Origin of the sequence: Lentzea sp. NPDC092896 (assembly GCF_044754905.1) — a bacterium.
GTDB lineage: Bacteria > Actinomycetota > Actinomycetes > Mycobacteriales > Pseudonocardiaceae > Lentzea.
The window spans coordinates 368,362-388,642 of record NZ_JBIVPX010000004.1 but is presented as its reverse complement, the minus strand read 5'-3'; the positions used below and the strand labels follow the sequence as shown (position 1 = coordinate 388,642).

At 69.1% G+C, this 20,281-nt stretch carries 20 protein-coding genes; 7 read left to right on the top strand and 13 right to left on the bottom strand.

The window, feature by feature from the left end; translation table 11 throughout:
• Window positions 1-888: 888 nt before the first annotated feature.
• On the top strand, window positions 889-2,133 hold the full coding sequence (locus ACIQF0_RS22755) for an MFS transporter (protein ID WP_401032266.1): 1,245 nt from the start codon (window positions 889-891) through the stop codon (window positions 2,131-2,133).
• Entirely contained in the window at window positions 2,130-2,852 is a 723-nt protein-coding gene (locus tag ACIQF0_RS22750) for a putative hydro-lyase (RefSeq protein WP_401032263.1), read from the top strand. The genes ACIQF0_RS22755 and ACIQF0_RS22750 overlap by 4 nt, the downstream gene beginning before the upstream one ends.
• A 37-nt stretch (window positions 2,853-2,889) precedes the next feature.
• On the opposite strand, the gene ACIQF0_RS22745 is transcribed toward ACIQF0_RS22750, so the two are convergent.
• From ACIQF0_RS22745 to bioD, 4 genes are all read right to left on the bottom strand, one after another.
• The gene (locus ACIQF0_RS22745) at window positions 2,890-3,483 is read right to left on the bottom strand and encodes a DUF2567 domain-containing protein (RefSeq protein ID WP_401032260.1); all 594 of its coding nucleotides are present in this window, start codon (window positions 3,481-3,483) and stop codon (window positions 2,890-2,892) included.
• 13 nt (window positions 3,484-3,496) lie between these two features.
• Window positions 3,497-3,691, bottom strand: a complete 195-nt coding sequence (locus tag ACIQF0_RS22740) for a hypothetical protein (protein ID WP_401032814.1) — start codon at window positions 3,689-3,691, stop codon at window positions 3,497-3,499.
• Window positions 3,692-3,693: 2 nt separating this feature from the next.
• Window positions 3,694-4,710, bottom strand: a complete 1,017-nt coding sequence (bioB, locus tag ACIQF0_RS22735) for a biotin synthase BioB (RefSeq protein WP_360041639.1) — start codon at window positions 4,708-4,710, stop codon at window positions 3,694-3,696.
• A gap of 70 nt (window positions 4,711-4,780) precedes the next feature.
• Window positions 4,781-5,500 carry a dethiobiotin synthase gene (gene bioD / locus ACIQF0_RS22730; protein ID WP_401032256.1) on the bottom strand — a complete coding sequence of 240 codons (720 nt, stop codon included), beginning with the start codon at window positions 5,498-5,500 and terminating at the stop codon, window positions 4,781-4,783.
• A gap of 36 nt (window positions 5,501-5,536) precedes the next feature.
• On the opposite strand from bioD, the gene ACIQF0_RS22725 reads away from it, so the two are divergent.
• The gene (locus ACIQF0_RS22725; RefSeq protein ID WP_360041645.1) at window positions 5,537-5,779 is read left to right on the top strand and encodes a glutaredoxin family protein; all 243 of its coding nucleotides are present in this window, start codon (window positions 5,537-5,539) and stop codon (window positions 5,777-5,779) included.
• Here ACIQF0_RS22725 and ACIQF0_RS22720 read toward each other — a convergent pair.
• From ACIQF0_RS22720 to ACIQF0_RS22700, 5 genes are all read right to left on the bottom strand, one after another.
• Window positions 5,752-6,954: an adenosylmethionine--8-amino-7-oxononanoate transaminase gene (locus ACIQF0_RS22720; RefSeq protein WP_401032812.1), complete on the bottom strand. Its 1,203-nt coding sequence runs from the start codon at window positions 6,952-6,954 to the stop codon at window positions 5,752-5,754. The genes ACIQF0_RS22725 and ACIQF0_RS22720 overlap by 28 nt on opposite strands.
• 64 nt (window positions 6,955-7,018) lie before the next feature.
• Window positions 7,019-8,224, bottom strand: coding sequence for a cytochrome P450 (locus ACIQF0_RS22715; RefSeq protein ID WP_401032253.1), 1,206 nt, complete (start codon window positions 8,222-8,224; stop codon window positions 7,019-7,021).
• 36 nt (window positions 8,225-8,260) lie between these two features.
• A complete protein-coding gene (locus tag ACIQF0_RS22710) occupies window positions 8,261-8,665 on the bottom strand; it encodes a VOC family protein (protein WP_401032250.1) in 405 nt (134 codons plus the stop codon).
• A 1-nt stretch (window position 8,666) separates the two neighbouring features.
• A complete protein-coding gene (locus ACIQF0_RS22705) occupies window positions 8,667-9,323 on the bottom strand; it encodes an SDR family oxidoreductase (RefSeq protein ID WP_401032247.1) in 657 nt (218 codons plus the stop codon).
• Entirely contained in the window at window positions 9,320-10,168 is an 849-nt protein-coding gene (locus tag ACIQF0_RS22700; protein WP_401032244.1) for a DUF427 domain-containing protein, read from the bottom strand. The genes ACIQF0_RS22705 and ACIQF0_RS22700 overlap by 4 nt, the downstream gene beginning before the upstream one ends.
• Before the next feature lie 84 nt (window positions 10,169-10,252).
• Between ACIQF0_RS22700 and ACIQF0_RS22695 the strand changes: the two genes are divergently transcribed.
• Both ACIQF0_RS22695 and ACIQF0_RS22690 read left to right on the top strand, forming a co-directional pair.
• Window positions 10,253-10,729, top strand: coding sequence for a CGNR zinc finger domain-containing protein (locus ACIQF0_RS22695; protein WP_401032241.1), 477 nt, complete (start codon window positions 10,253-10,255; stop codon window positions 10,727-10,729).
• Window positions 10,729-12,342, top strand: coding sequence for an MOSC domain-containing protein (locus tag ACIQF0_RS22690; protein ID WP_401032238.1), 1,614 nt, complete (start codon window positions 10,729-10,731; stop codon window positions 12,340-12,342). Before ACIQF0_RS22695 ends, ACIQF0_RS22690 begins: the two co-directional genes overlap by 1 nt.
• Here the strand turns inward: ACIQF0_RS22690 and dnaE are convergent.
• Window positions 12,339-15,851: a DNA polymerase III subunit alpha gene (gene dnaE / locus ACIQF0_RS22685; protein WP_401032810.1), complete on the bottom strand. Its 3,513-nt coding sequence runs from the start codon at window positions 15,849-15,851 to the stop codon at window positions 12,339-12,341. The two genes, ACIQF0_RS22690 and dnaE, sit on opposite strands and share 4 nt — an antisense overlap.
• 305 nt (window positions 15,852-16,156) lie before the next feature.
• Between dnaE and ACIQF0_RS22680 the strand changes: the two genes are divergently transcribed.
• The gene (locus ACIQF0_RS22680; protein ID WP_401032234.1) at window positions 16,157-16,987 is read left to right on the top strand and encodes an AsnC family protein; all 831 of its coding nucleotides are present in this window, start codon (window positions 16,157-16,159) and stop codon (window positions 16,985-16,987) included.
• On the opposite strand, the gene ACIQF0_RS22675 is transcribed toward ACIQF0_RS22680, so the two are convergent.
• A complete protein-coding gene (locus tag ACIQF0_RS22675) occupies window positions 16,984-17,745 on the bottom strand; it encodes an inositol monophosphatase family protein (RefSeq protein ID WP_401032231.1) in 762 nt (253 codons plus the stop codon). The genes ACIQF0_RS22680 and ACIQF0_RS22675 overlap by 4 nt on opposite strands.
• A 23-nt stretch (window positions 17,746-17,768) precedes the next feature.
• On the opposite strand from ACIQF0_RS22675, the gene ACIQF0_RS22670 reads away from it, so the two are divergent.
• Window positions 17,769-18,665: a LysR family transcriptional regulator gene (locus tag ACIQF0_RS22670; RefSeq protein ID WP_401032228.1), complete on the top strand. Its 897-nt coding sequence runs from the start codon at window positions 17,769-17,771 to the stop codon at window positions 18,663-18,665.
• Here ACIQF0_RS22670 and ACIQF0_RS22665 read toward each other — a convergent pair.
• Both ACIQF0_RS22665 and ACIQF0_RS22660 read right to left on the bottom strand, forming a co-directional pair.
• Window positions 18,654-19,244, bottom strand: coding sequence for an NAD(P)-dependent oxidoreductase (locus tag ACIQF0_RS22665; RefSeq protein ID WP_401032225.1), 591 nt, complete (start codon window positions 19,242-19,244; stop codon window positions 18,654-18,656). The two genes, ACIQF0_RS22670 and ACIQF0_RS22665, sit on opposite strands and share 12 nt — an antisense overlap.
• A 73-nt stretch (window positions 19,245-19,317) precedes the next feature.
• On the bottom strand, window positions 19,318-20,202 hold the full coding sequence (locus ACIQF0_RS22660; protein ID WP_360041773.1) for an RluA family pseudouridine synthase: 885 nt from the start codon (window positions 20,200-20,202) through the stop codon (window positions 19,318-19,320).
• Window positions 20,203-20,281 lie beyond the last annotated feature (79 nt).

Here is a 20,281-nt window from a genome sequence, read left to right as displayed (position 1 = left end):
TGCGGGTGGGTGGCACCCTTCGGCGAGGTGATGCGGGGACCCGGTGCCGCCGTTCAGCAACCGGCCGCAGAAGGGCCCCGAACCGCCCGCGCGTCCGCCCCGTCGCCGTGGTCGCGCTGCCCTCGTTCCCGACCGCTGCGCCCTCGCCACTGAACGCGCCGCCCGGTGCCGACCTCGCCGTCCTCGAAACTGAACGCGCCGCCGTCGTCCCGGCCGCGCCGTCCTCGCCCCGACCGCGCCGTCCTCGCCCCGACCGCGCTGCCTTCGCCTCCAAGCTCGCTGCCTTCGCCCCCAAGCGCGCTGCTCTCGCCTCTGAAGGCCCAGCCCCCTCCCTGACCGCACCGCCCTTGCCCTCGAAACGCGCCGCCCTCGCCACTGAACGCGCCGCCGTCGTCCCGGCCGCGCCGTCCTCGCCCTGACCGCGCTGCCTTCGCCTCCAAGCGCGCTGCCTTCACCTCCAAGCGCGCTGCTCTCGCCTCTGAACGACCAGCCCCCTTCCCCGATCGCACCGCCCTTAGCCCCGAAACGCGCCGCCCTCGCCACTGAACGCGCCGCCGTCGTCCCGGCCGCGCCGCGCTGCCCCGCCCCTGAACGCGCCGCCCCGTCCCGACCGCGCCGTCCTCGCCCCGAACCCCCTGCCCCCCGACTCCGAACGCCCACCCCTCAGGGCGTCCCGGGCCGCGCCCGCAGACCGTTGAGCCCCACTCGGGGTCGCCAATCCCCGCGCCCGCAGCCCCGTTGAGCCGCACCCGCAGGCGCCATCAAGCCCATCCCGGGCGCGCCGATCGTCGGATCGTTGAATTGTGGCCTTGTGGGATTGTTGAACAATCCTTACTCTGAGGTCCACATCACACTCGACCACTCCTCCACCACGCTGCGAGGTGTCCCATGAGCACGTCCACGACCGAGGACACAGGCCGTTTCGCCTGGTTTCACAGTCTCGGCCAGAAGGGAAAGCGCGCGTTCGTCGGCGCCTTCGGCGGCTACGGGCTCGACTCCTACGACTACTGGGTCCTGCCCCTGAGCCTGGTCGCGATCACCGGCTACTTCGGCCTCACCAAGGCGGAAGCCGGCCTGCTCGGCACGAGCACGCTGCTCATGAGCGCCATCGGCGGCGCGGTGGCGGGCGTCATGGCCGACCGGTTCGGCCGGTCCAGAACGCTGATCATCACCGTGGCGGCGTACGCGTTCTTCACGGTGCTGTGCGGTTTCGCGACCAACTACGAGACGCTGCTGATCTTCCGCGCCCTGCAGGGACTGGGCTTCGGCGGCGAGTGGGCGGCCGGGGCGATCCTGGTGGCCGAGTACTGCAAGCCGAAGTACCGCGGCCGCACGGTGGCGTTCGTCCAGAGCGCGTGGGCGGTCGGCTGGGGGCTCGCGGTCGTCATCAACATGCTGGTGGCGAGCTTCGCGGACCCGGCCATCTCCTGGCGCGTCATGTTCTGGACGGGCGCGCTGCCCGCGATCCTCATCTTCTACGTGCGCCGCAACGTCGACGACGCGCCGGAGACCAAGTCGCAGCCCAAGGAACGCGGCACGTTCCCGAAGATCTTCCAGGGCCCGATCCTCAAGACCACGCTGTTCGCCTCGCTGCTCGCGACCGGCGTGCAGGGCGGGTACTACACGCTCGCGAACTGGCTGCCGGCGTTCCTGCAGACCGGGCGCGGCCTCACGATCATCGGCACGGGCGGCTACCTCGCGTTCCTCATCACCGGCGCGTGGATCGGGTACGTCTCCGGCGGGTATCTCACGGACTACCTGGGGCGCAAGAAGACCTTCGTGCTCTTCGCGATCGCCAGCGCGCTGCTGATCGTGGCCTACACGCAGATTCCCAACGGCGCCAACACGTTGGTCATGTTCCTCGGCTTCCCGCTCGGGTTCTGCATGTCCGCGATCTTCAGCGGCTTCGGCAGCTACCTCAGCGAGCTCTACCCGACGCAGCTGCGCGGCACCGGGCAGGGCTTCACGTACAACTTCGGGCGCGCGTTCGGGGCGGTGTTCCCCGGTCTGGTCGGGTTCATGGCCGACCGGATGGGCATCGGCGGTGCGATGCTGTTCGGGGCGGCCGCGTACGGAATCGCTGTCATCGCACTGATCTGGCTGCCGGAGACGGTCAACAAGGAGCTGGAATGACGACCGCGGGACGAGCGCCGGGCCAGGCGCAGGCCAACCTGATCGCCATCCCCAGGGACTGGGCGTACGACTTCCTCCTCTTCACCCACCGCAACCCCAAGCCGTGCCCCGTTCTCGACGTGCTGGACGCGGGCGAGACCGTCAGCGCCCTCAAGCGGGACGCGGACGTGCGCACGCACGCGCCGCAGTACCGCGTTTGGGAGAACGGCGTACTCGTTGCGGAACCCGAGAACGCGACCGACCACTGGCGCGACGACCTGGTGACGTTCCTGATCGGCTGCAGCTTCACGTTCGAGACGGCACTGACCAACGCTGGAGTGCCGCTGCGGCACGTCGAGCAGCAGAAGAACGTCTCCATGTTCGTCACGGACATCCAGTGCAGGCCGGCCGGACGGCTGCACGGCCCGATGGTCGTGTCGATGCGCTGGATTCCAGAGTCCCTTGTGGACATGGCGCACAAGGTCACCGCGCTCATGCCGTCGGTGCACGGGGCTCCGGTCGGCGCGGGAGATCCGCGAATGCTCGGGATCGGGAACATCGACGAACCCGACTTCGGGGACGCCGTCGAGCACGAACCCGGTGACGTGCCGGTGTTCTGGGCGTGCGGCGTGACGCCACAGGCGGTGCTGATGAAGTCCAAGCCGCCGTTCGCGATCACGCACGCGCCCGGTCAGATGTTCGTCACGGACATGCCCGACTTCGCCTATCGGGTCGGATAGGCCGCTGTGACAGACTGAAGGACGGCGCCTCGAGCCCTCAGCCGAGGCGTCGCCCCAGGTCGTCCAGACCGTTCCACGCCGTGCAGCAGCCGTACGCCAGCGCGGCACCGAGCGGCCACGCCATGATTCCCCACCACGTCTCCAACGCGGGCGCGATGAGCAAGGTGTCGTTCGCCTTGATCGACGCCGGCATCGGGTAGGCGCCCAGGGCCAGTTTGCTGCCCATCCACTGCGCCATCCACCCCGCCGCGAACGAACCGGCGGTCATCCCCAGCATCACGACGGGCCCGCGTCGCTGCCGCAGCAGCCACGTCGCGATCCCGGTGATCACCCCGGCGCCGAGCCCGATCAGCACGAACACCATCAGCGCGTCGAGCCGGTGGTAGCTCTCGATGCCGATCGGGTAGAACTTGCCGTCCTGCGGCGAGACGATCTTGAGCTGCGCCGGGGCCAGCCAAGACCACAGGTACGCGGCGGGCAGCCCGAACGCGAACGTCGTCAGCGCCACCACCACGCCCGGCAGCAGGTCCCGCTTCACCACGACCTTCGGCCGCGGCCGCATGTAGTAGTGGTAGACGTACGGCGGCTCCGGCACGGGTTCGATGCGCACCGGCGCTGCTTTCTCGTCCATTCGCGGAAGGTTACTACCGAGCCGAAGCGGTCTCTCCGTGGCGGCTGCAGCGCGCCGTCCAGCCGTCCGGGGTCACCTGGACGACCATGCGGCGCGCACACTCGGCGCAGTACCGCGGCGGGTCGATCATGGACAGGCGCTGACGGCAGAACGCGTGGTCGCCGTCAGCTTCCTCTTTGCCGCAGAAGGAGCAGTACACGGTCGTAATCATCACAGGGTCTGGCTCAGCGCCTTGATGGGCATCGACAGTTCCTCGAGCATGTCGAGGTCCTGCTGCGCGGGACGGCCGAGGTTCGTCAGGTAGTTGCCGACGATGATCGCGTTGATGCCGCCGAGCATGCCCTGCTTCGCGCCCAGGTCGCCGAACGTCAGCTCACGGCCGCCGGCGAACCGCAGGATCGTGCGCGGCAGCGCCAGCCGGAACGCGCCGACCGTGCGCAGCGCCTCGGCGCCCTCCACGACCGGGTAGTTCTCGTAGGGCGTGCCGGGGTTCGGGATGAGGAAGTTCAGCGGCACCTCGTCGGGCTCCAGCTCCGCGAGCTGCACGGCGAACTCCGCGCGCTGCGCCAGCGTCTCCCCCATGCCGATGATGCCGCCGCAGCAGACCTCCATGCCGGCGTCGCGGATCATCCGCAGCGTGTCCCAGCGTTCCTCCCAGGAGTGCGTGGTCACGACCTCCGGGAAGTGCGAGCGGGCCGTCTCGAGGTTGTGGTTGTAGCGGTGCACGCCCATCGCGACGAGCTCGTCGACCTGCTCCTGCGTGAGCATGCCGAGCGAGCAGGCGATCTGGATGTCGTTGCCATCCTCGCGGATGGCCTTGATGCCGTCGCGCACCTGCGAGAGCAGCCGCTTGTCCGGGCCGCGCACGGCCGCGACGATGCAGAACTCCGTCGCACCGGTGTCGCGGGTCTGGCGTGCCGCGCGGACCAGGCCGGGGATGTCGAGCCACGCCGAGCGCACGGGCGAGGGGAACTGGCCCGACTGCGAGCAGAAGTGGCAGTCCTCAGGGCAGCCGCCGGTCTTGAGCGAGACGATGCCCTCGACCTCCACCTCGGGGCCGCACCAGCGCTCACGGACCTCGTGCGCGAGCGCCAGCAGATCGGCGATCCGGTCCTCCGGGAGCTCCAGCACCTTCAGCACCTGAGCCTCGGTGAGCCCGACGCCTCGTTCGAGCACCTGCTCACGAGCTTCGTCCAGCACGTCGATCTGTTCCGGCGCTGCGGTCACGGTCTCTCCTCCTCGGTGGCCTGGCGAGCCAGTGTGCCTCACTGAATCCTTCATCGTGGAGCGACGTAGATCACTGGACCGCGAATTGAGCCGCGAACGTCTCCGGGTCGAACTCGCCGCCGAACCACGGTGAAAACGATCTCTTGGCAACGGCCAGGAAATCCACAGAACCGAGCTTCGTCACACCTTGGGGCAGCGCGCCGAGCAACGGGGCACCCGCCGCGTCCGGCAGGTCGGCCAGGTTCGTGAGCGAGGCGAGGTCGGGGTGCGACGGCCAGCTGCCGACCACGACGCCGATCGCCTCGAGCCCACGCCGCTGCAGCGCCTCGGCCGTCAGCGCGGTCGTGTTCAGCGTGCCGAGCCCGGCTTGAGCCACGATCAGGACAGGGGCGTTCACCGCCCACGCGATGTCCGCCAGGGTCGTCCCGGCCTCGTCGAACCGCACCAGCAGCCCGCCCGCGCCCTCGACCAGCACCAGGTCGTGGGCCGCGTCGAGCGCGGTGACCTCGGCCGCGACCTCCTGGGGGCGCACGGTGGCCATCCCGGCCCTGCGCGCCGCCGTCGCGGGCGCCAGCGGGTCGGGGTATCTGGCCAGCTCACGGGTCGTCACGTCGCCCGCCAGCCGCGCCACCTCCGCCACGTCGCCCGGCTCGCCGGGCAGCAGGCCGGTCTGCGCGGGCTTGAGCACCGCGACCCGTCTGCCTTCTGCCCTGGCCAGCGCCGCGATGCCCGCGGTCACGGCGGTCTTGCCGACCTCGGTCCCGGTTCCGGTGATCACCAGCACGCTCACAGGCAACAACCCTAAGGCGTCACCTACCGTGACGGCATGACCGAGCAACCGATCGTGATGTACGGCGCCGAATGGTGTGGTGACTGCCGCCGGGCCAAGTCGTGGCTGACCCGCAACAACGTGCCGTTCACCTACCTCGACGTCGCGAACGACGACGAGGCGCGCGACAGGGCGATCGAGATCGCTGGCCGCAAGAACATCCCCGTCGTCGTGTTGCCGAACGGCGAGTTCCTGGTCGAGCCGACCGACACTCAGCTCGCCGCCGCGATCACGCCCTGACAGATCGCCGCGATGTCGTCGTCCGTGCTGATGAACGGCGGCATCGTGTAGATCAGGTCGCGGAACGGCCGCAGCCACACCCCCGCGTCCACGGCAGCCTTGGTGGCTCGTGCCATGTCCACGGGCTCGTGCAGCTGCACGACGCCGATAGCGCCCAGCACGCGCACGTCCCGAACGCTGGGCAACGCGCGTGCGGGCTCGAGTCCCGCCGTCAGACCTGCCGAGATGCGCGCGACCTCACGCTTCCAGTCCTGGGACAGCAGCAGATCGATCGACGCCAGCGACACCGCCGCCGCGAGCGGGTTGCCCATGAACGTCGGCCCGTGCGCGAGCACCGGCACCTCGCCCTTGCTGATCCCGTCCGCGACCCGTGACGTGCACAAAGTGGCGGCCATCGTCAGATAACCACCGGTCAGCGACTTGCCGAGGCACATGACGTCCGGACTGACGTTCGCGTGGTCGGCACCGAACAGCTCGCCCGTGCGCCCGAAGCCCGTGGCGATCTCGTCGAACACGAGAAGCACGTCGTGTGTGTACGCAAGCTCACGCAGCACGTGCAGGTAGCGCGGGTCGTGGAACCTCATGCCGCCCGCGCCCTGCACGACCGGCTCGACGATGATCGCCGCCAGTTCGTGAGCGTGCTCCTCGATCAGGTCGGCGAGGTGCTGGACGTACGCGGTGTCCATCTCGGCCGGCGGCGCGTCCGCGAACACCTGCTCCGGCAGAATTCCACGCCACAGCGAATGCATCCCGCCCTCGGGATCGCAGACGGACATCGGGTTGAACGTGTCGCCGTGGTAGCCGCCGCGCCACGTCAGCAGGCGGCGCTTCTCCGGCCGGTTCTGCGAACGCCAGTACTGCAGGCACATCTTCACCGCGACCTCGACCGACACCGAGCCGGAGTCGCACAGGAACACGTGCTGCAACGGCTCGGGGGTGATCTCGACCAGCTTCTCGCAGAGCCTGATCGCGGGCTCGTGCGTGAGCCCGCCGAACATCACGTGGCTCATCCGGCCGAGCTGGCCGGTGACGGCCGCGTCCAGCACGGGGTGGCGGTAGCCGTGAATGGCCGCCCACCAGGACGACATGCCGTCCACGAGCTCGCGGCCGTCCGCCAGCGTCAGCCGGACACCCGAGGCCTCCGAGACGAGCAACGGTTCCTGGGTGCCCGGCATCGGGCCGTACGGGTGCCAGACGTGCGCCTGGTCGAGCTTCAGCAGGTCGTCCACCCGGCTGAGATTAGGCGAGGCGAACGGGCAGGGTGTGCAGCCCGCGGATGAGCGTGCTGTCCCGCCACCCCAACGTCTCCGGCTCGGCGGCGAGCGTCAGGTTCGGGAATCGGGCGAGCAGCGCCGTGAGCGCCACGTCGAACTCCAGCCGGGCCAGCGGCGCGCCCAGGCAGAAGTGGATGCCGTGGCCGAACGCCACGTGGCCCTGCGCGGACCGCGTCACGTCGAGCTGGTCGGCGTTCTCGTAGCGCTGCGGGTCGCGGTTCGCGGCGATCAGCGACACCATCAGGATCTCGTCCGCGGGCACCGTGACGCCACCGAGCTCGATCGGGTCCTTGGTGTAGCGGAAGGTCGCGACGTTGACCGGGCCCTCCAGCCGCAGGAACTCCTCGGTGCTCGCAGGGATCAGCTCCGGGCGGTCCTTGAGGATCTGCAGCTGCTCCGGGTTGCGCAGCAGCGACAGCACGGCGTTGCCGATGAGGTTCACCGTCGTCTCGTGGCCCGCGACGAGCAGCAGGAACGCCATCGAGATGAGCTCTTCGGTGTTCAGCCGGTCGCCGGAGTCGTCGGCGTGCACGAGAGCGGAGAAGAACGTGTCGTTCGGCTCGGCCTCGGCGATCGCCGTGACGTGCTGGAACAGGAAGCCGGCCATGGAGGACGCGGCGAGCTGGACCTGTTCGGGCGTGCCGAAGGACAGCAGCTGGTTGGACCACTCGCGGAAGTCGTCGCGGTTGTCGATCGGGATCCCGAGCAGCTCACAGATCACCGTGATGGGCAGCGGGAACGCGAACGCCTCCAGCAGGTCGACCTCGTCGCCGTCGTTCAGCTTCGCGATCAGCTCGGCCGCGATCTCCTGCACGCGCGGGCGCATCAGTTCGATGCGGCGGGCGGTGAACGCCTTGGTCACGAGCTTGCGCAGCCGGGTGTGGTGGGGCGGGTCCAGGTTGAGCATGTGGACGGCCAGCGTGGGCTCGACCTCGCGGCGCACGTGCGTCTGGGTGGCGTGCTTGGCCATCAGGTGGCCACCCTCCTGGATGTTCTTGCTGACCCTGGGGTCGGTGAGGGCGATCTTCGCCTCGTCGTACCGAGTGACAAGCCAGGCTTTGAGGCCGTGCGGCAGGATCACTTCCTGCACCGGCCCCTCGGCACGCAGCAGGTCGTGCACCGCGTGCGGGTTCTGGATGTAGTCGTCGGGCAACCGGGTGAGTGTCGTCACCTCACCCAGTTAACCCCGTTTACTCAACCCTCGCCACTATTTCTCGAGCGAACCCCGTTCCTGGACTGTCCACGTGTTGCCGTCGAGGTCAGCGAAGTCGAAGAAGCTCGCGTAGTTGCGTCGCGCCGGGTCCCTGCCGGGGGCGAACCCTCCCTGCCAGGCGGGCATGCCCGCCTTGTGCCGCAACGGCCCTACCTGCACTCCGCGCCCGGCGAGGTCGCGATGCGCAGCCTCGATGTCGCTCACCACGAGGTAGTTGCCGACACCCGTGCCGAACTGGATCGAACACCCCGATCCCGGTGGAGTGAGCTGCACAACGCGGAATTGGTCATTGGGCCGATAGTCGACATCCAACTCGAATCCGGCCATTTTCGTGTAGAAGGTGATGGCCCGATCAACGTCGCTGACGGGCAGCGTGACGACCTCGATGCGGTAGTCCACGTCAGACCAGCACCTCGCCGCCGTCGACGCCCAGCGAGACGCCGGTCATGAACGTGTTGGTGAGCGCGAACAACACCGCGGCGGCGATCTCGTCCGCCTGCCCGACGCGTCCGGCCGGGCTCGTGGCCTCACGGGCGGCGAACAACGCGGCCTTCTTCTCCGCGCCGAGACCGTCGTAGGCGCCGGTGTCGATGGTGCCGGGCGAGATCGCGTTGACCCGGATCGGCGCGAGTTCGACGGCGAGACTCCTGGTCACCGCGTCCACGGCGGCGTTGGTGGCACCGACCGCGAGCATGCCCGGCATGACCTTGCGGGCGGAGGCGCCGGAGAAGAAGACGAACGAGCCGTCGCGCGGCATGCGCGGCGCGAAGTGCCTGGCCAGCAGGATAGGGCCGATGACCTTGACGTCGAACGACGCCCGCACGGCGTCCCGGTCGAGGTCCGCGACGGTGCCCCGCGCCCTGGCCGACGCGGTGGACACGACGTGGTCGACGCTCCCGACCCGTTCGGCGAGCGCGGCGACACTGCTCTCGTCGGTCAGGTCGACGTGCTCGTCCTGGTTGCGCCCGGCCAGGACGACGGTGCCGCCGGCGTCGCGCACCCCGGCCGCCACCGCCCCGGCGATGCCGCTGTCCCGGCCGATGACCAGTACCTTCATCGCTGCTGCTCCTTGATCTCGTCGGGGGTCAGGCCGCGGTCGACCCCGTGCGGCACAACGGTTTGCCCTGGCTCCAGCGCCAGCTTCCGGTCGTCGAGGAAGACGTCGACGACGTCGGGTTCGAACGAGACCCAGTCCGAGATCTGGCCGACCTCGGCCCATGCCTCCGGGTACGACCAGGCGGCGCGCTTGCGGTCGCCGATGTCGTAGTAGCTCGCCAAACCCTTGTAGGGGCAGAAGGTCTCGCCTTCGACGAGCTTCAACGCCGCCGCGTCGATGTCCTCGCGCGGCACGTACCAGCGCGTCGCGAAACCCGATTCGTACAGCGCCAGCGGCCTCTTCGTGTCCGCGACGATCCGCTCGCCGTCACGCACGACGAGGTGCCGCGAGGTCTGCCGGATGTCGACGCGGTGGTACGGATCGGCCGCGTGCCCGAGGACGCGCTCGTCCTCCTCGTAGAACGCATCCATTGCGCGCCAGGCGAAAGCGACTCGGCCCTCCAGCACCTTCGCGTGACCGGGCAGGTCGACGTGCTGCCACGCCGCGTGCTTCGCCGCCCCCACCGCGAACCACGCCGTCGCGCCTAGGTCGCGGTGGTTCGTCGTGCGTGTCTCGGCCTCGAGGCCCGTGACGTCACCTCGCGGGAAGTACGCGACCGGATAGCGGCCGGGTTCGTGCAGCAGCACGACGTCCTCGCTGTCGGCGATCCACTCCCCCGCGTGCTTCACCCGCATCCGGCGGCGCAGCGGTTCGGCGAACAACAGCCGCTCCGGCAACGGTTCCGGCGTGAGGAACCGCCCCACGGCCTTCACACCCAGCGGTCCCTGCTGCCACGACAGACCCATGACCATCTCCTAACCCTTTAAGTTATGGTTGATAGTTAGGCAGAGCGTCCTATAACCTGTCAAGGGTCACTTTGGAGGTTAGGAATGCTGCTCGACCTGCTGAACACGACACCCGTGCTGGACGACGGGCAGCACGACGTGCTCGCGGAGGAAGGCCTGCACTGGCTGGCAGCGCACGACCAGCCGTCCTCCGACGACGAACTGCGCGCGCTGATCGCGGCACGGGACGCCTTGCAGGCCGTGGTGCGCGGCCAGGAGGAACCGGCGGCGCTGGCCCCGTTCGTCGAGGGCGTGCGGCAACGGGCCGGCGTCGGCGCGGACGGCGTGACGTGGGAGCTCGACCTGCCAGAAGGACGCACCGCCGCCGCCCAGGCCGTGCTCGCGTGGGACGAACTGCGCCGGTCGAGCCCCGGCCGGCTGCGCCCGTGCGAGAACCCCGACTGCAGGCTGTTCCTGATCGACCACAGCAAGCCGAACAGCGCCCGCTGGTGTTCGATGGCCGTCTGCGGCAACAGGATGAAGGCCCGCCGCCACTACCAGCGCACGCGAGGGGACAAGTGATGGCCCGCCTGCTGTCGCTCAACGTCGGACTGCCGAAGGACATCTCCTGGCACGACCGGACCGTCCACACCGGAATCTTCAAGCAGCCGGTCGCCGGGCCGTTGATGGTCCGCAGGCTCAACATCGACGGCGACGGCCAGGGCGACCTCGGCGGGCACGGCGGCGAGAACCGCGCTGTTCTTGTGTACCAACGGGAGTCGTACGAGCACTGGCGGTCGGAGCTGGGCCGCGCGTTCGAGTACGGCCAGTTCGGGGAGAACTTCACCGTCGAGGGCCTGGCCGACGCCGAGGTGCACATCGGCGACCGGTTCCGCATCGGCGCGGCCGAGTTCGAGGTCACCCAGCCACGTGTCACCTGCTACCGCGTCGGCATGCGGCTGGACGAGCCGCGCATGCCGTCGTTGATGGTCGCGCATGGCCGCCCCGGCTTCTACCTGCGGGTCATCACCGAGGGCGAAGTCCAGGCAGGCGACGAGATCGTACGCACCGAGGTCGGCCGGCACCGGATGAGCGTGGCCTCGATCGACGCACTCCTCTACCTGCCGGACCGCGACACCGAGCAACTCCGCAAGGCCGTCGACATCCCCGCCCTGAGCCCCGGCTGGCAGGGCTCGTTCCACGACCTGCTGGCACCACCGGAGCCCGAACCCGTTGGCTGGGAAGGATTCCGGCCGTTGCGGGTCGAGGCGATCACCCAGGAGAGCCCGTCCATCAGGTCGTTCCGCCTCACCGGTGACGACCCACGCCCCGAACCGGGCCAGTACCTGACCGTGCGCACACCGGCGGGAGTGCGCAGCTACTCGATCTCGGCGGACTCGTACCGGATCAGCGTCAAGCGCGACGGCGTGGTCAGCACCTGGCTCCACGAGCACGTGCAGGTCGGAGACGCGCTCGACGTCGCGGCGCCGCGCGGAGAGTTCGTGCTGAAGCCCGGCGACGAACCGGTGGTACTGCTGTCGGCGGGGGTCGGCGTCACGCCGGTGCTCGCGATGCTGCACGCGCTCAAGGGAACGGGCCGCGAGGTCTGGTGGGTGCACACCACCCGCTCAGCCGACCACGCTTTCGCGGCCGAGGCAGCGGGACTGCTGGCAGGAATGCCCCGCGGCCACGAACTGGTCCACCTCACCACCGCGACCGGCCGCCGCCTCACTCCGGCCGACCTCGCCGCCCTGCCCGCCAGCGCGAGCGCGTACCTCTGCGGCCCCAACGCTTTCATGGACGACATGCGCGAGGCCCTCATCGGCCTGGGCCTCGCCCCGGCGCGCATCCACTCCGAACTCTTCGGCGCCCGCTCGGCCATCAACCCGGGCCTGATCGGCACCAGAACCGTCGCACCGCACCAGCCGGTTCCTGAAGGCACCGGTCCGAAGATCACGTTCGCCCGCAGCGGCCTCACGGTGGCGTGGCGCGAGGACGAGTCCCTGCTCGATCTCGCCGAGGCCTGCGACGTCCCGACCCGCTGGTCGTGCCGCACCGGCGTCTGCCACACGTGCGTGACCCCGGTGCTGTCCGGCACGATCACCACCCGGCCGGACCCGCTGGAACCACCGGCTCCCGGCAGCGCGCTGATCTGCTGCGCGCGACCGGAAACCGACCTGGTCCTGGATCTCTAGCGGTGGATCGTGATGCCGCGGATGGTCTTCAGGTCACCGAAGAGCGACGGCGTCGTGTTGACCCGGAAGTTGCCCACCACCATCATCTCCTTCGACTTGTCGCGCTTCTGCACCTCCAGGTGCACGGCGACCTGCCCCTCGTGCGACTTGAACACGCTCTTCAGTTCCTCGATCAACTCGGGCGTCAGCGTCTTGGTCTGCAGCCCGAGGACGAGGGGCGGGTCCGCTCCGGGGTTCGCCTCCGCGTCGCTGATGTCGAGCGGGACGACACCGTCGCCGAAGATCGCCATCTTGTCCTCGCGCCAGTTCACCCGGCCCTTCACGCACACGGCGGAGTCGAGCTCCAGGTCGTCGCGCAGCACCTCGTAGGACTTCGGGAAGAACAGCACCTCGATGGACGCGTCCAGGTCCTCGATCACCGTGATCGCCCACGGCAAGCCGTTCTTGTTCACCCGGCGCTCGATCGACGAGATCATGCCCGAGACGATCAGCTCGCCTTCCTTGGGCGGATCGTCGAGCACGACGGCGATCGGCCGCGGCGCGAACTTGCGCAGGATGCGTTCCGCGCCGTCGAGGGGGTGCGAGGACACGTACAGCCCCAGCATCTCCTTCTCGAGGCTCAGCATCTGCTTGCGCGGGTACTCCTCGGCGCCGAACTTGAGGTGCGCCAACGGAGAGGTGCTGTCGTCCTGGTCGTCGGCGCTGTCGCCACCGAACAGGTCGAACTGCCCCTCCGCCTCCTTGCGCTTGATCGGGACGACGGCGTCGACCGCGTCCTCGTGCACCTGGATCAGCGACAACCGCGGGTGGCCGAACGCGTCGAACGCGCCTGCCTTGATCAGTGACTCGATCACGCGCTTGTTGCAGGCGACGAGTTCGGACTTGTCCATGAAGTCCGTGAAGGACGTGTAGTTGCCCTTCTCCCTGCGGCTCTTGATGATCGACTCGACGACGTTCGCGCCGACGTTGCGGATCGCGCCCAGACCGAAGCGGATGTCCGTGCCGACCGCACCGAAGCGCAGCGCCGACTCGTTGACGTCCGGCGGCAGCACCTTGATGCCCAGGCGGCGGCACTCGGCGAGGTAGACCGCCGACTTGTCCTTGTTGTCACCGACCGACGTCAGCAGGGCGGCCATGTACTCGGCGCGGAAGTTCGCCTTGAGGTACGCCGTCCAGTACGAGATCAGGCCGTACGCGGCCGCGTGCGACTTGTTGAACGCGTAGCCGGCGAACGGGAGAATCGTGTCCCACAGCGCCTGGATCGCCTCGTCGGAGAAGCCGCGCGGGTCGTTGCGCATGCCCTCCTGGAAGCCCGCGAACTCCTTGGCCAGAACCTCGGCCTTCTTCTTGCCCATGGCCTTGCGGAGCACGTCCGCGCGACCCATCGAGTAGCCCGCGACCTCCTGGGCGATGAACATGATCTGCTCTTGGTAGACGATCAGACCGTGCGTCTCGCCGAGGATCACCTTGAGCGGTTCCTCGAGCTGCGGGTGGATCGGCTTGACTTCCTGACGGCCGTTCTTGCGGTCCGCGTAGTCGTTGTGCGCGTTCACACCCATCGGACCGGGGCGGTACAGCGCGCCGACCGCGACAATGTCCTCGAACGTCGTCGGCTGCATGCGGCGCAGCAGGTCGCGCATCGGCCCGCCGTCCAGCTGGAACACGCCGAGCGTGTCACCGCGGCCGAGCAGCGCGTAGGTCTCCGGGTCGTCGAGCGTGAGCTTGTCGAAGTCCGGGACCGCGTCCTTGCCGCGGTTGGCCTCGATGTTCTCGATCGCGTCGCCCATCACCGTGAGGTTGCGCAGCCCGAGGAAGTCCATCTTGAGCAGGCCGATGTTCTCGCACGACGGGTAGTCCCAGCCGGTGATGAACGAGCCGTCGTCGCGGTACCAGAGCGGGATGGACTCCGTCAGCGGGTCCTTCGACATGATCACCGCGCAGGCGTGCACACCGGCGTTGCGGATCAGGCCCTCGAGACCGAGCGCGGTGTCGAAGATCTCCTTCACCTGCGAGTCGGTCTCGAGCAGCGACCGGACCTCGGCGGCCTCGCCGTAGCGCGGGTGGCTCTTGTTGACGATGCCGTTGAGCGGGATGTCCTTCGCCATGATCGGCGGCGGCAGCGCCTTGGAGATCTTGTCGGCGATCGCGAAGCCCGGCTGACCGTGGTGCACGCGTGCCGAGTCCTTCAGCGCCGCCTTGGTCTTGATGGTGCCGAACGTGATCACCTGGGCGACCTTGTCGGCGCCGTACTTCTCGCTGGCGTACCGGATCATCTCGCCACGACGGCGGTCGTCGAAGTCGATGTCGATGTCGGGCATGGCGGTGCGCTCGGGGTTCAGGAACCGCTCGAACAGCAGGCCGTGCGGGATCGGGTCGATGTTCGTGATGCCCATCGCCCACGACACGGCGGCGCCCGCGGCGGAACCACGGCCGGGACCGACGCGGATGCCCACGCTGCGGGCGTAGCTGATCAGGTCGGCGACGATCAGGAAGTACGCCGGGAAGCCCTTGTCGATGATGACCTGGGCCTCGAAGTCACAGCGCTTGATGTACTCGTCGGGCACTTCCTGGCCGGTGAACCGCCACTCCAGGCCGCGCCGGATCTCCTTGCGGAACCACGAGGCCTGGTCCTCGCCCTCGGGCACCTCGAAGTTCGGGATCCGGTCCTTGACGCTCCAGATGTCGTCGTAGGACTCGACCATCGACGCGACGAGCAGCGTGTTGTCGCACGCCTCCGGCAGGTCCTTCCAGATCTGCCGCATGTCCTCGGAGGACTTCAGGTAGTAGCCGTCGCCGTCGAACTTGAACCGGTTCGGGTCGGTCAGCATCTTGCCGGACTGCACGCAGAGCAACGCGGAGTGCGTGTCCGCCTGGTCCTTGGTGACGTAGTGGCTGTCGTTGGTCGCGAGCGGCGGGATGCCCAGCTTCTTGCTGATCTCCAGCAGGCCGTCGCGGACGCGGCGCTCGATGTCGAGGCCGTGGTCCATCAGCTCCAGGAAGAAGTTCTCCTTGCCGAAGATCTCCTGGTAGTCGGCCGCGGCCCGGAACGCCTCGTCGACCTGCCCGAGCCGCAGCCGGGTCTGCACCTCGCCGGACGGGCAGCCGGTCGTCGCGATGATGCCGTCCGAGTGCTCCGCGACGAGCTCGCGGTCCATGCGGGGCTTGTAGTAGTAGCCCGTCTTGCTCGCCTCGGTGTGCAGGCGGAAGAGGTTGCGCAGGCCGTCCGCGTTGCGCGCCCACATCGTCATGTGCGTGTAGGCGCCGGCACCCGAGATGTCGTCGCTGCGCTGGCCGGGATCGCCCCAGGCGACCGGCTTCTTGTGCAGGCGGTTGTGCGGCGCGAGGTAGGCCTCGATGCCGATGATCGGCTTGATGCCGGTCTTCATCGCCGTTTGGTAGAACTCGTCGGACCCGTACATGTTGCCGTGGTCGCTCATACCGACAGCGGTCATGCCGAGCCGCTCGGCTTCCTCGAACAACGGGGCCACCTTCGCCGCGCCGTCGAGCATCGAGTACTCGGTGTGCACGTGCAGGTGCACAAACGAGTCCGCCACCGGCAACCCCCTTGTATAGCAAGCGTTTTAGCGCGAATGAGGCGAACGGGAAGGCCCCTGGCGCTCGTCGAGACTAGCCGACTTGCTTCGGCTCAAGAAGCCGACCCGCCAATGAGCCGGCGAACTCCTGCGACAGCGAAAAAAGACCGCATTGTACGTCCTTCGAAGGTCATCGGTGCCGCACGACAGCGCACGTTGCCTTGATCTCGATCAGGTATGCGGTGTCACGAAGATCGCGACCGCCAGGTAGCGTTCTTTTCGTGGTGCCCCCCGATCCCGTAGACGCCCGCCTGCTCGCCGTTCTCGCCGAGTCAGGTCGCGCCGCCGTGCACGAGATCGCCCAGCGCCTGGGGATGGACCCACGCGAGGCCGCCATGCGTCTGATCACCCTCTCCGGCAGTGGCCTTCCGCTGCTGGTGGGCGTGGAGTGCGACCCGAACGGCGTGCGCAGGGCCCTCGCGAACGCCGCCGCCTACGGCAGCTACGTGGGCGGTCCGCCGTCCGGCCCGTACGCGGTGAACCAGAGCGGCCCCCACCCGGTCCAGCAGCAGCCCTACCCTCAGCAGGCGCCGGTCAGCCAGCCGTTCCCGGCCCAGCCGCAGGCCACCTGGGGTCCGCCCCAGTCCGCCGGCTGGGTGCGCGCGGACCAGCCGCAGCCCAAGCCCTTCTCGCGCACCGGCAAGATCGGCACGGCCCTGGAGGCGGACAGCCTCGAAGGCGCCCGCCTGTCGATCCAGCTGATCGAGGTCGTCGACCCGGCGGACTTCCTGTTCACCGCGGCCGGCTACAAGCTCGCCGAGGGCGAACGGGCCGTCGTCGTGCACACCGAGGTGACGAACACCTCGCAGGTCCCCTACACCTCGCTGCCGGACATGTACCTCGTCCTGGTCACCAAGACCGGCGAGACCGTGACGAAGGCGCCCGTCTCGCTGTCCTCGCGGCCCGCGCACAAGCTCGGCGTGGCGCCGGGCGAGACCGCTGGCGGCCACAGCGTGTTCGTGCTGCCGGACGCGACCGAGGTGATCCAGGTCCGCTGGAGCGTGCGCCCCGAGGTGGACCTGAACACCCTCGTCTGGACCGTCGAGGACTAGAGCAGCGCCAGTGCTGCCGCGTGCACGCCAGGCGCGGCCGCCAGGTACTCACGGGTCGTCAGCTCCCACGGCTTGCCGTCGAGATCCGTGACGACACCGCCCGCCTCCTGCACGAGCAGCACACCCGACGCGTGCGCGCGCACGTTGTCGTACTGCCAGTGCACGTCCATCCGTCCGGCCGCGACCTGGGCGAGCTGGTGGGTCACCGGCACCGAGATCCGGACGTAGAGGGCTTCCTTCGCCATCGCGCTGTAGGCGGCGCCGACCCGGTCCGCCATCTCCGGGCCCTGGCCGGGCTGGGCCTGACCGGTGCCGGCCAGCGCGCCGTCCAGCGAGGTCTTGTCCGAGACCTTCAGCCGGACGCCGTTCAGGAACGCGCCGCCGCCCTCGGTGGCCGTGAACATCTCGTCGAACAGCGGGAAGTAGACGACCGCGAGCACCGGGCGGCCGTCGCGGACCAGGCTCACGCCGATGTTCCAGTCCGTCATGCCGTGGACCGCGTTCATGTTGCCGCCGACCGGGTCGACCAGCCACCACTCGCCCGCTTCGAGCGGGCCGGAGCCGTGTTCGTCGTCGAGCCAGCGGGCGTCCGGGTTGATCGCCTCCAGTTCCGGCTTGAGCAGGTCGACGACGGCGGCGTCGTTGGCGCGGACCGCCTCGACGATCTCGGTGAGGCTGGAGGCGCGGGACTCCGTCGAGTAGCGCTTCAGCATGCGCGCTCCGGCACGGCGGACGGCGGCGGTGGTGGCGGTGAGCATGGCTTCCTCCAAGATTGACTGTCATGCAAGCGGATCTGAATCTGTTGACCGTGCTGGACGCCCTGCTCGAAGAGGGCAGCGTGATGGGAGCGGCGCAGCGGCTGCACCTGTCGTCACCCGCGGTCAGCCGCACGCTCGGGCGGATCAGGAAGGTGACCGGCGACGACATCCTCGTGCGGACCGGCCACACGATGACGCCCACGCCGTACGCGCTGGGAATCGCCGAGGAGGTGCGTCGGCTGGTGCGGGAGGCCAACGCCGTGCTGGCGCCGAGCCGTGAGCTGGATCTGGCCGAACTCGACCGCACGTTCACGGTGCAGTGCCATGACGCCCTCGCCTCGTCGGTGGTGCCGGCGTTGGTCGGCCGGATCGCGGAGCAGGCGCCCGGCGTGCGGTTGCGGGTGCTCGCCGAGCAGTCCGCCGACACCGACGACCTGCGGCACGGCCGGGTCGACCTCGAACTCGGCGGTGGCGCGCCCGACCTCCCCGAGTTCCGCTCGGAGACGCTCGGCACCGACCCGCTCGCCGTGGTCCTGCGGTCCGGCCACCCGTGCACCGAACTGGATCTGCGCGCGTACGCGGCCTATCCGCACGTGGTGGTCTCCCGGCGTGGCCGGCTGACCGCCCCGATCGACGAGGTGCTGGCCGCGGAAGGCCTGCGGCGCAAGGTGATCGCGACCGTGGCGACTGTGCACTCGGCCCTGCAGATCGCGGCGGCGAGCGACGCGCTGGTGACCACCACGACGATCCTCTGCCGGCCGTTGATCGAGGCGTTCGGGCTGGTCACCCGGCCGCTGCCGACCGAGTCGCCGGAGGCGCCGATCAACTGCAACTGGCACCAGCGCTACGACTCCGACCTCGCCCACGCGTGGCTGCGCGACCTGGTGCGGACGACCCTCGCCGACGTTCTAGCCCGGTAGCGGCAGCGCCACGACGCCGGGAAAGCGCGGGTTCTCGGCCTCGTCGAGCATCGCGGCGGCGACGGTCTCGCGGCTGACCTTCGCGGTGAGGTCGAACGGCGGCGCGGCGTCCAGGCCGACCGTGCGACTGGAAGTCAAAGGCTCGTCGCTGAGCACCCCGGCGTGGAAGACGGTGCCACCGGCGGCGAGGACGGCGTTGTCGGCCGCGATCTTGTCCGGGATCCGGTCGCCCATCACCTTCCACAGCACCGCGGCGCCCTCGCCCGCCGCGTCGGCGGACGCGCCCGTGCCGTACGCGCCGAGCCAGATGATCCGGCTCGGTCCGGCGGCGACAACGGCCTTGGCGCCGTCGAGCAGGACGCCCGCCCGGTCGGTGCCGAGACCGGACAGGACGACCGAATCGGCGTCGATGGTCAACGACGTGCTGACGTCGCCGGCGACCTTGCTCAGGTTCGGGTGGTCGAGGGGGATCCGCTGCGGGTCGCGGGCGATCGCGGTGACGACGTGGCCGCGCTCCAACGCCTGGCGGGTGAGGGCGAGACCGGTTCGGCCCGAGGCCGCGAGAATGGTCAGGTGCATGCCAAGAACGCTATTGAGCTCACCGATTAACATCAAGTGCAACGTAGTCAACCGGTGATTTACCCAAACGCAATCAGCCCTCTTCGCGCAGCTTTTCCAACGCCGAAGCCAGGTCGTCCGGGTACTCGGACGTGAACGAGACCCACTGTCCGTCGGCCGGGTGGTGGAACCCGAGCTGGCGCGCGTGCAGCCACTGCCTGGTGATCCCGAGCCGCTTGGACAACGTCGGGTCGGCCCCGTACGTCAGATCGCCGACGCACGGGTGGTGCAGCGCCGAGAAGTGCACGCGAATCTGGTGCGTGCGACCGGTTTCCAGGTGCACCTCGACGAGAGAAGCGGCGCGGAACGCCTCCATCACCTCGTAGTGGGTGATGGACGGCTTGCCGTCCTGCATCACGGCGAACTTGTAGTCGTGCTTGGGGTGACGGTCGATCGGGGCGTCGATGGTGCCCTTGATCGGGTCCGGGTGGCCCTGCACGATCGCGTGGTAGACCTTGTCGACGGTCCGCTCTTTGAAGGCGTGCTTCAGAGCCGAGTACGCGGACTCGGACTTCGCGACCACCATCACGCCGGTCGTGCCGACGTCGAGCCGGTGCACGACGCCCTGGCGCTCGGCGGCACCGGACGTGGCGACGCGGTGGCCGGAGGCGAGCAGCCCGCCGACGACGGTCGGCCCGGTCCAGCCCGGCGACGGGTGCACGGCGACACCGACGGGCTTGTCGATGACGATGATGTCGTCGTCCTCGTGGATGATCACCATGCCCTCGACGGGAATCGCCTGGACGGTGACCGGCTGCGGCGGCGCGGGCAGCGTGATCTCCAGCATCGACCCGGCGATGAGCCGGTCGGACTTGCCGACGACCCGGCCGTCGACCAGCACCTCGTCGGAGTCGGCGATGGCCGCGACGACGGTGCGGGACAGGCCGAGCAACTTCGCGAGGCCGGCGTCGACGCGCATGCCGTCCAGACCGTCGGGAATCGGCAGCGTTCGGTATCCGCTCACGCGGGGTGCCTCGACCTTCTTCTCCTTGCAGAAC

What these genes read in the sequence shown, in the direction of transcription:
- ACIQF0_RS22755 (WP_401032266.1), top strand. Translation starts at nt 889, where the DNA reads ATGAGCACGTCCACGACCGAGGACACAGGCCGTTTCGCCTGGTTTCAC.
- ACIQF0_RS22750 (WP_401032263.1), top strand. Translation starts at nt 2,130, where the DNA reads ATGACGACCGCGGGACGAGCGCCGGGCCAGGCGCAGGCCAACCTGATC.
- ACIQF0_RS22745 (WP_401032260.1), bottom strand. Translation starts at nt 3,483, where the DNA reads ATGGACGAGAAAGCAGCGCCGGTGCGCATCGAACCCGTGCCGGAGCCG.
- ACIQF0_RS22725 (WP_360041645.1), top strand. Translation starts at nt 5,537, where the DNA reads ATGACCGAGCAACCGATCGTGATGTACGGCGCCGAATGGTGTGGTGAC.
- ACIQF0_RS22720 (WP_401032812.1), bottom strand. Translation starts at nt 6,954, where the DNA reads ATGCCGGGCACCCAGGAACCGTTGCTCGTCTCGGAGGCCTCGGGTGTC.
- ACIQF0_RS22705 (WP_401032247.1), bottom strand. Translation starts at nt 9,323, where the DNA reads ATGAAGGTACTGGTCATCGGCCGGGACAGCGGCATCGCCGGGGCGGTG.
- ACIQF0_RS22700 (WP_401032244.1), bottom strand. Translation starts at nt 10,168, where the DNA reads ATGGGTCTGTCGTGGCAGCAGGGACCGCTGGGTGTGAAGGCCGTGGGG.
- ACIQF0_RS22695 (WP_401032241.1), top strand. Translation starts at nt 10,253, where the DNA reads ATGCTGCTCGACCTGCTGAACACGACACCCGTGCTGGACGACGGGCAG.
- ACIQF0_RS22690 (WP_401032238.1), top strand. Translation starts at nt 10,729, where the DNA reads ATGGCCCGCCTGCTGTCGCTCAACGTCGGACTGCCGAAGGACATCTCC.
- dnaE (WP_401032810.1), bottom strand. Translation starts at nt 15,851, where the DNA reads ATGCTCGACGGCGCGGCGAAGGTGGCCCCGTTGTTCGAGGAAGCCGAG.
- ACIQF0_RS22675 (WP_401032231.1), bottom strand. Translation starts at nt 17,745, where the DNA reads ATGCTCACCGCCACCACCGCCGCCGTCCGCCGTGCCGGAGCGCGCATG.
- ACIQF0_RS22670 (WP_401032228.1), top strand. Translation starts at nt 17,769, where the DNA reads ATGCAAGCGGATCTGAATCTGTTGACCGTGCTGGACGCCCTGCTCGAA.
- ACIQF0_RS22665 (WP_401032225.1), bottom strand. Translation starts at nt 19,244, where the DNA reads ATGCACCTGACCATTCTCGCGGCCTCGGGCCGAACCGGTCTCGCCCTC.
- ACIQF0_RS22660 (WP_360041773.1), bottom strand. Translation starts at nt 20,202, where the DNA reads ATGCGCGTCGACGCCGGCCTCGCGAAGTTGCTCGGCCTGTCCCGCACC.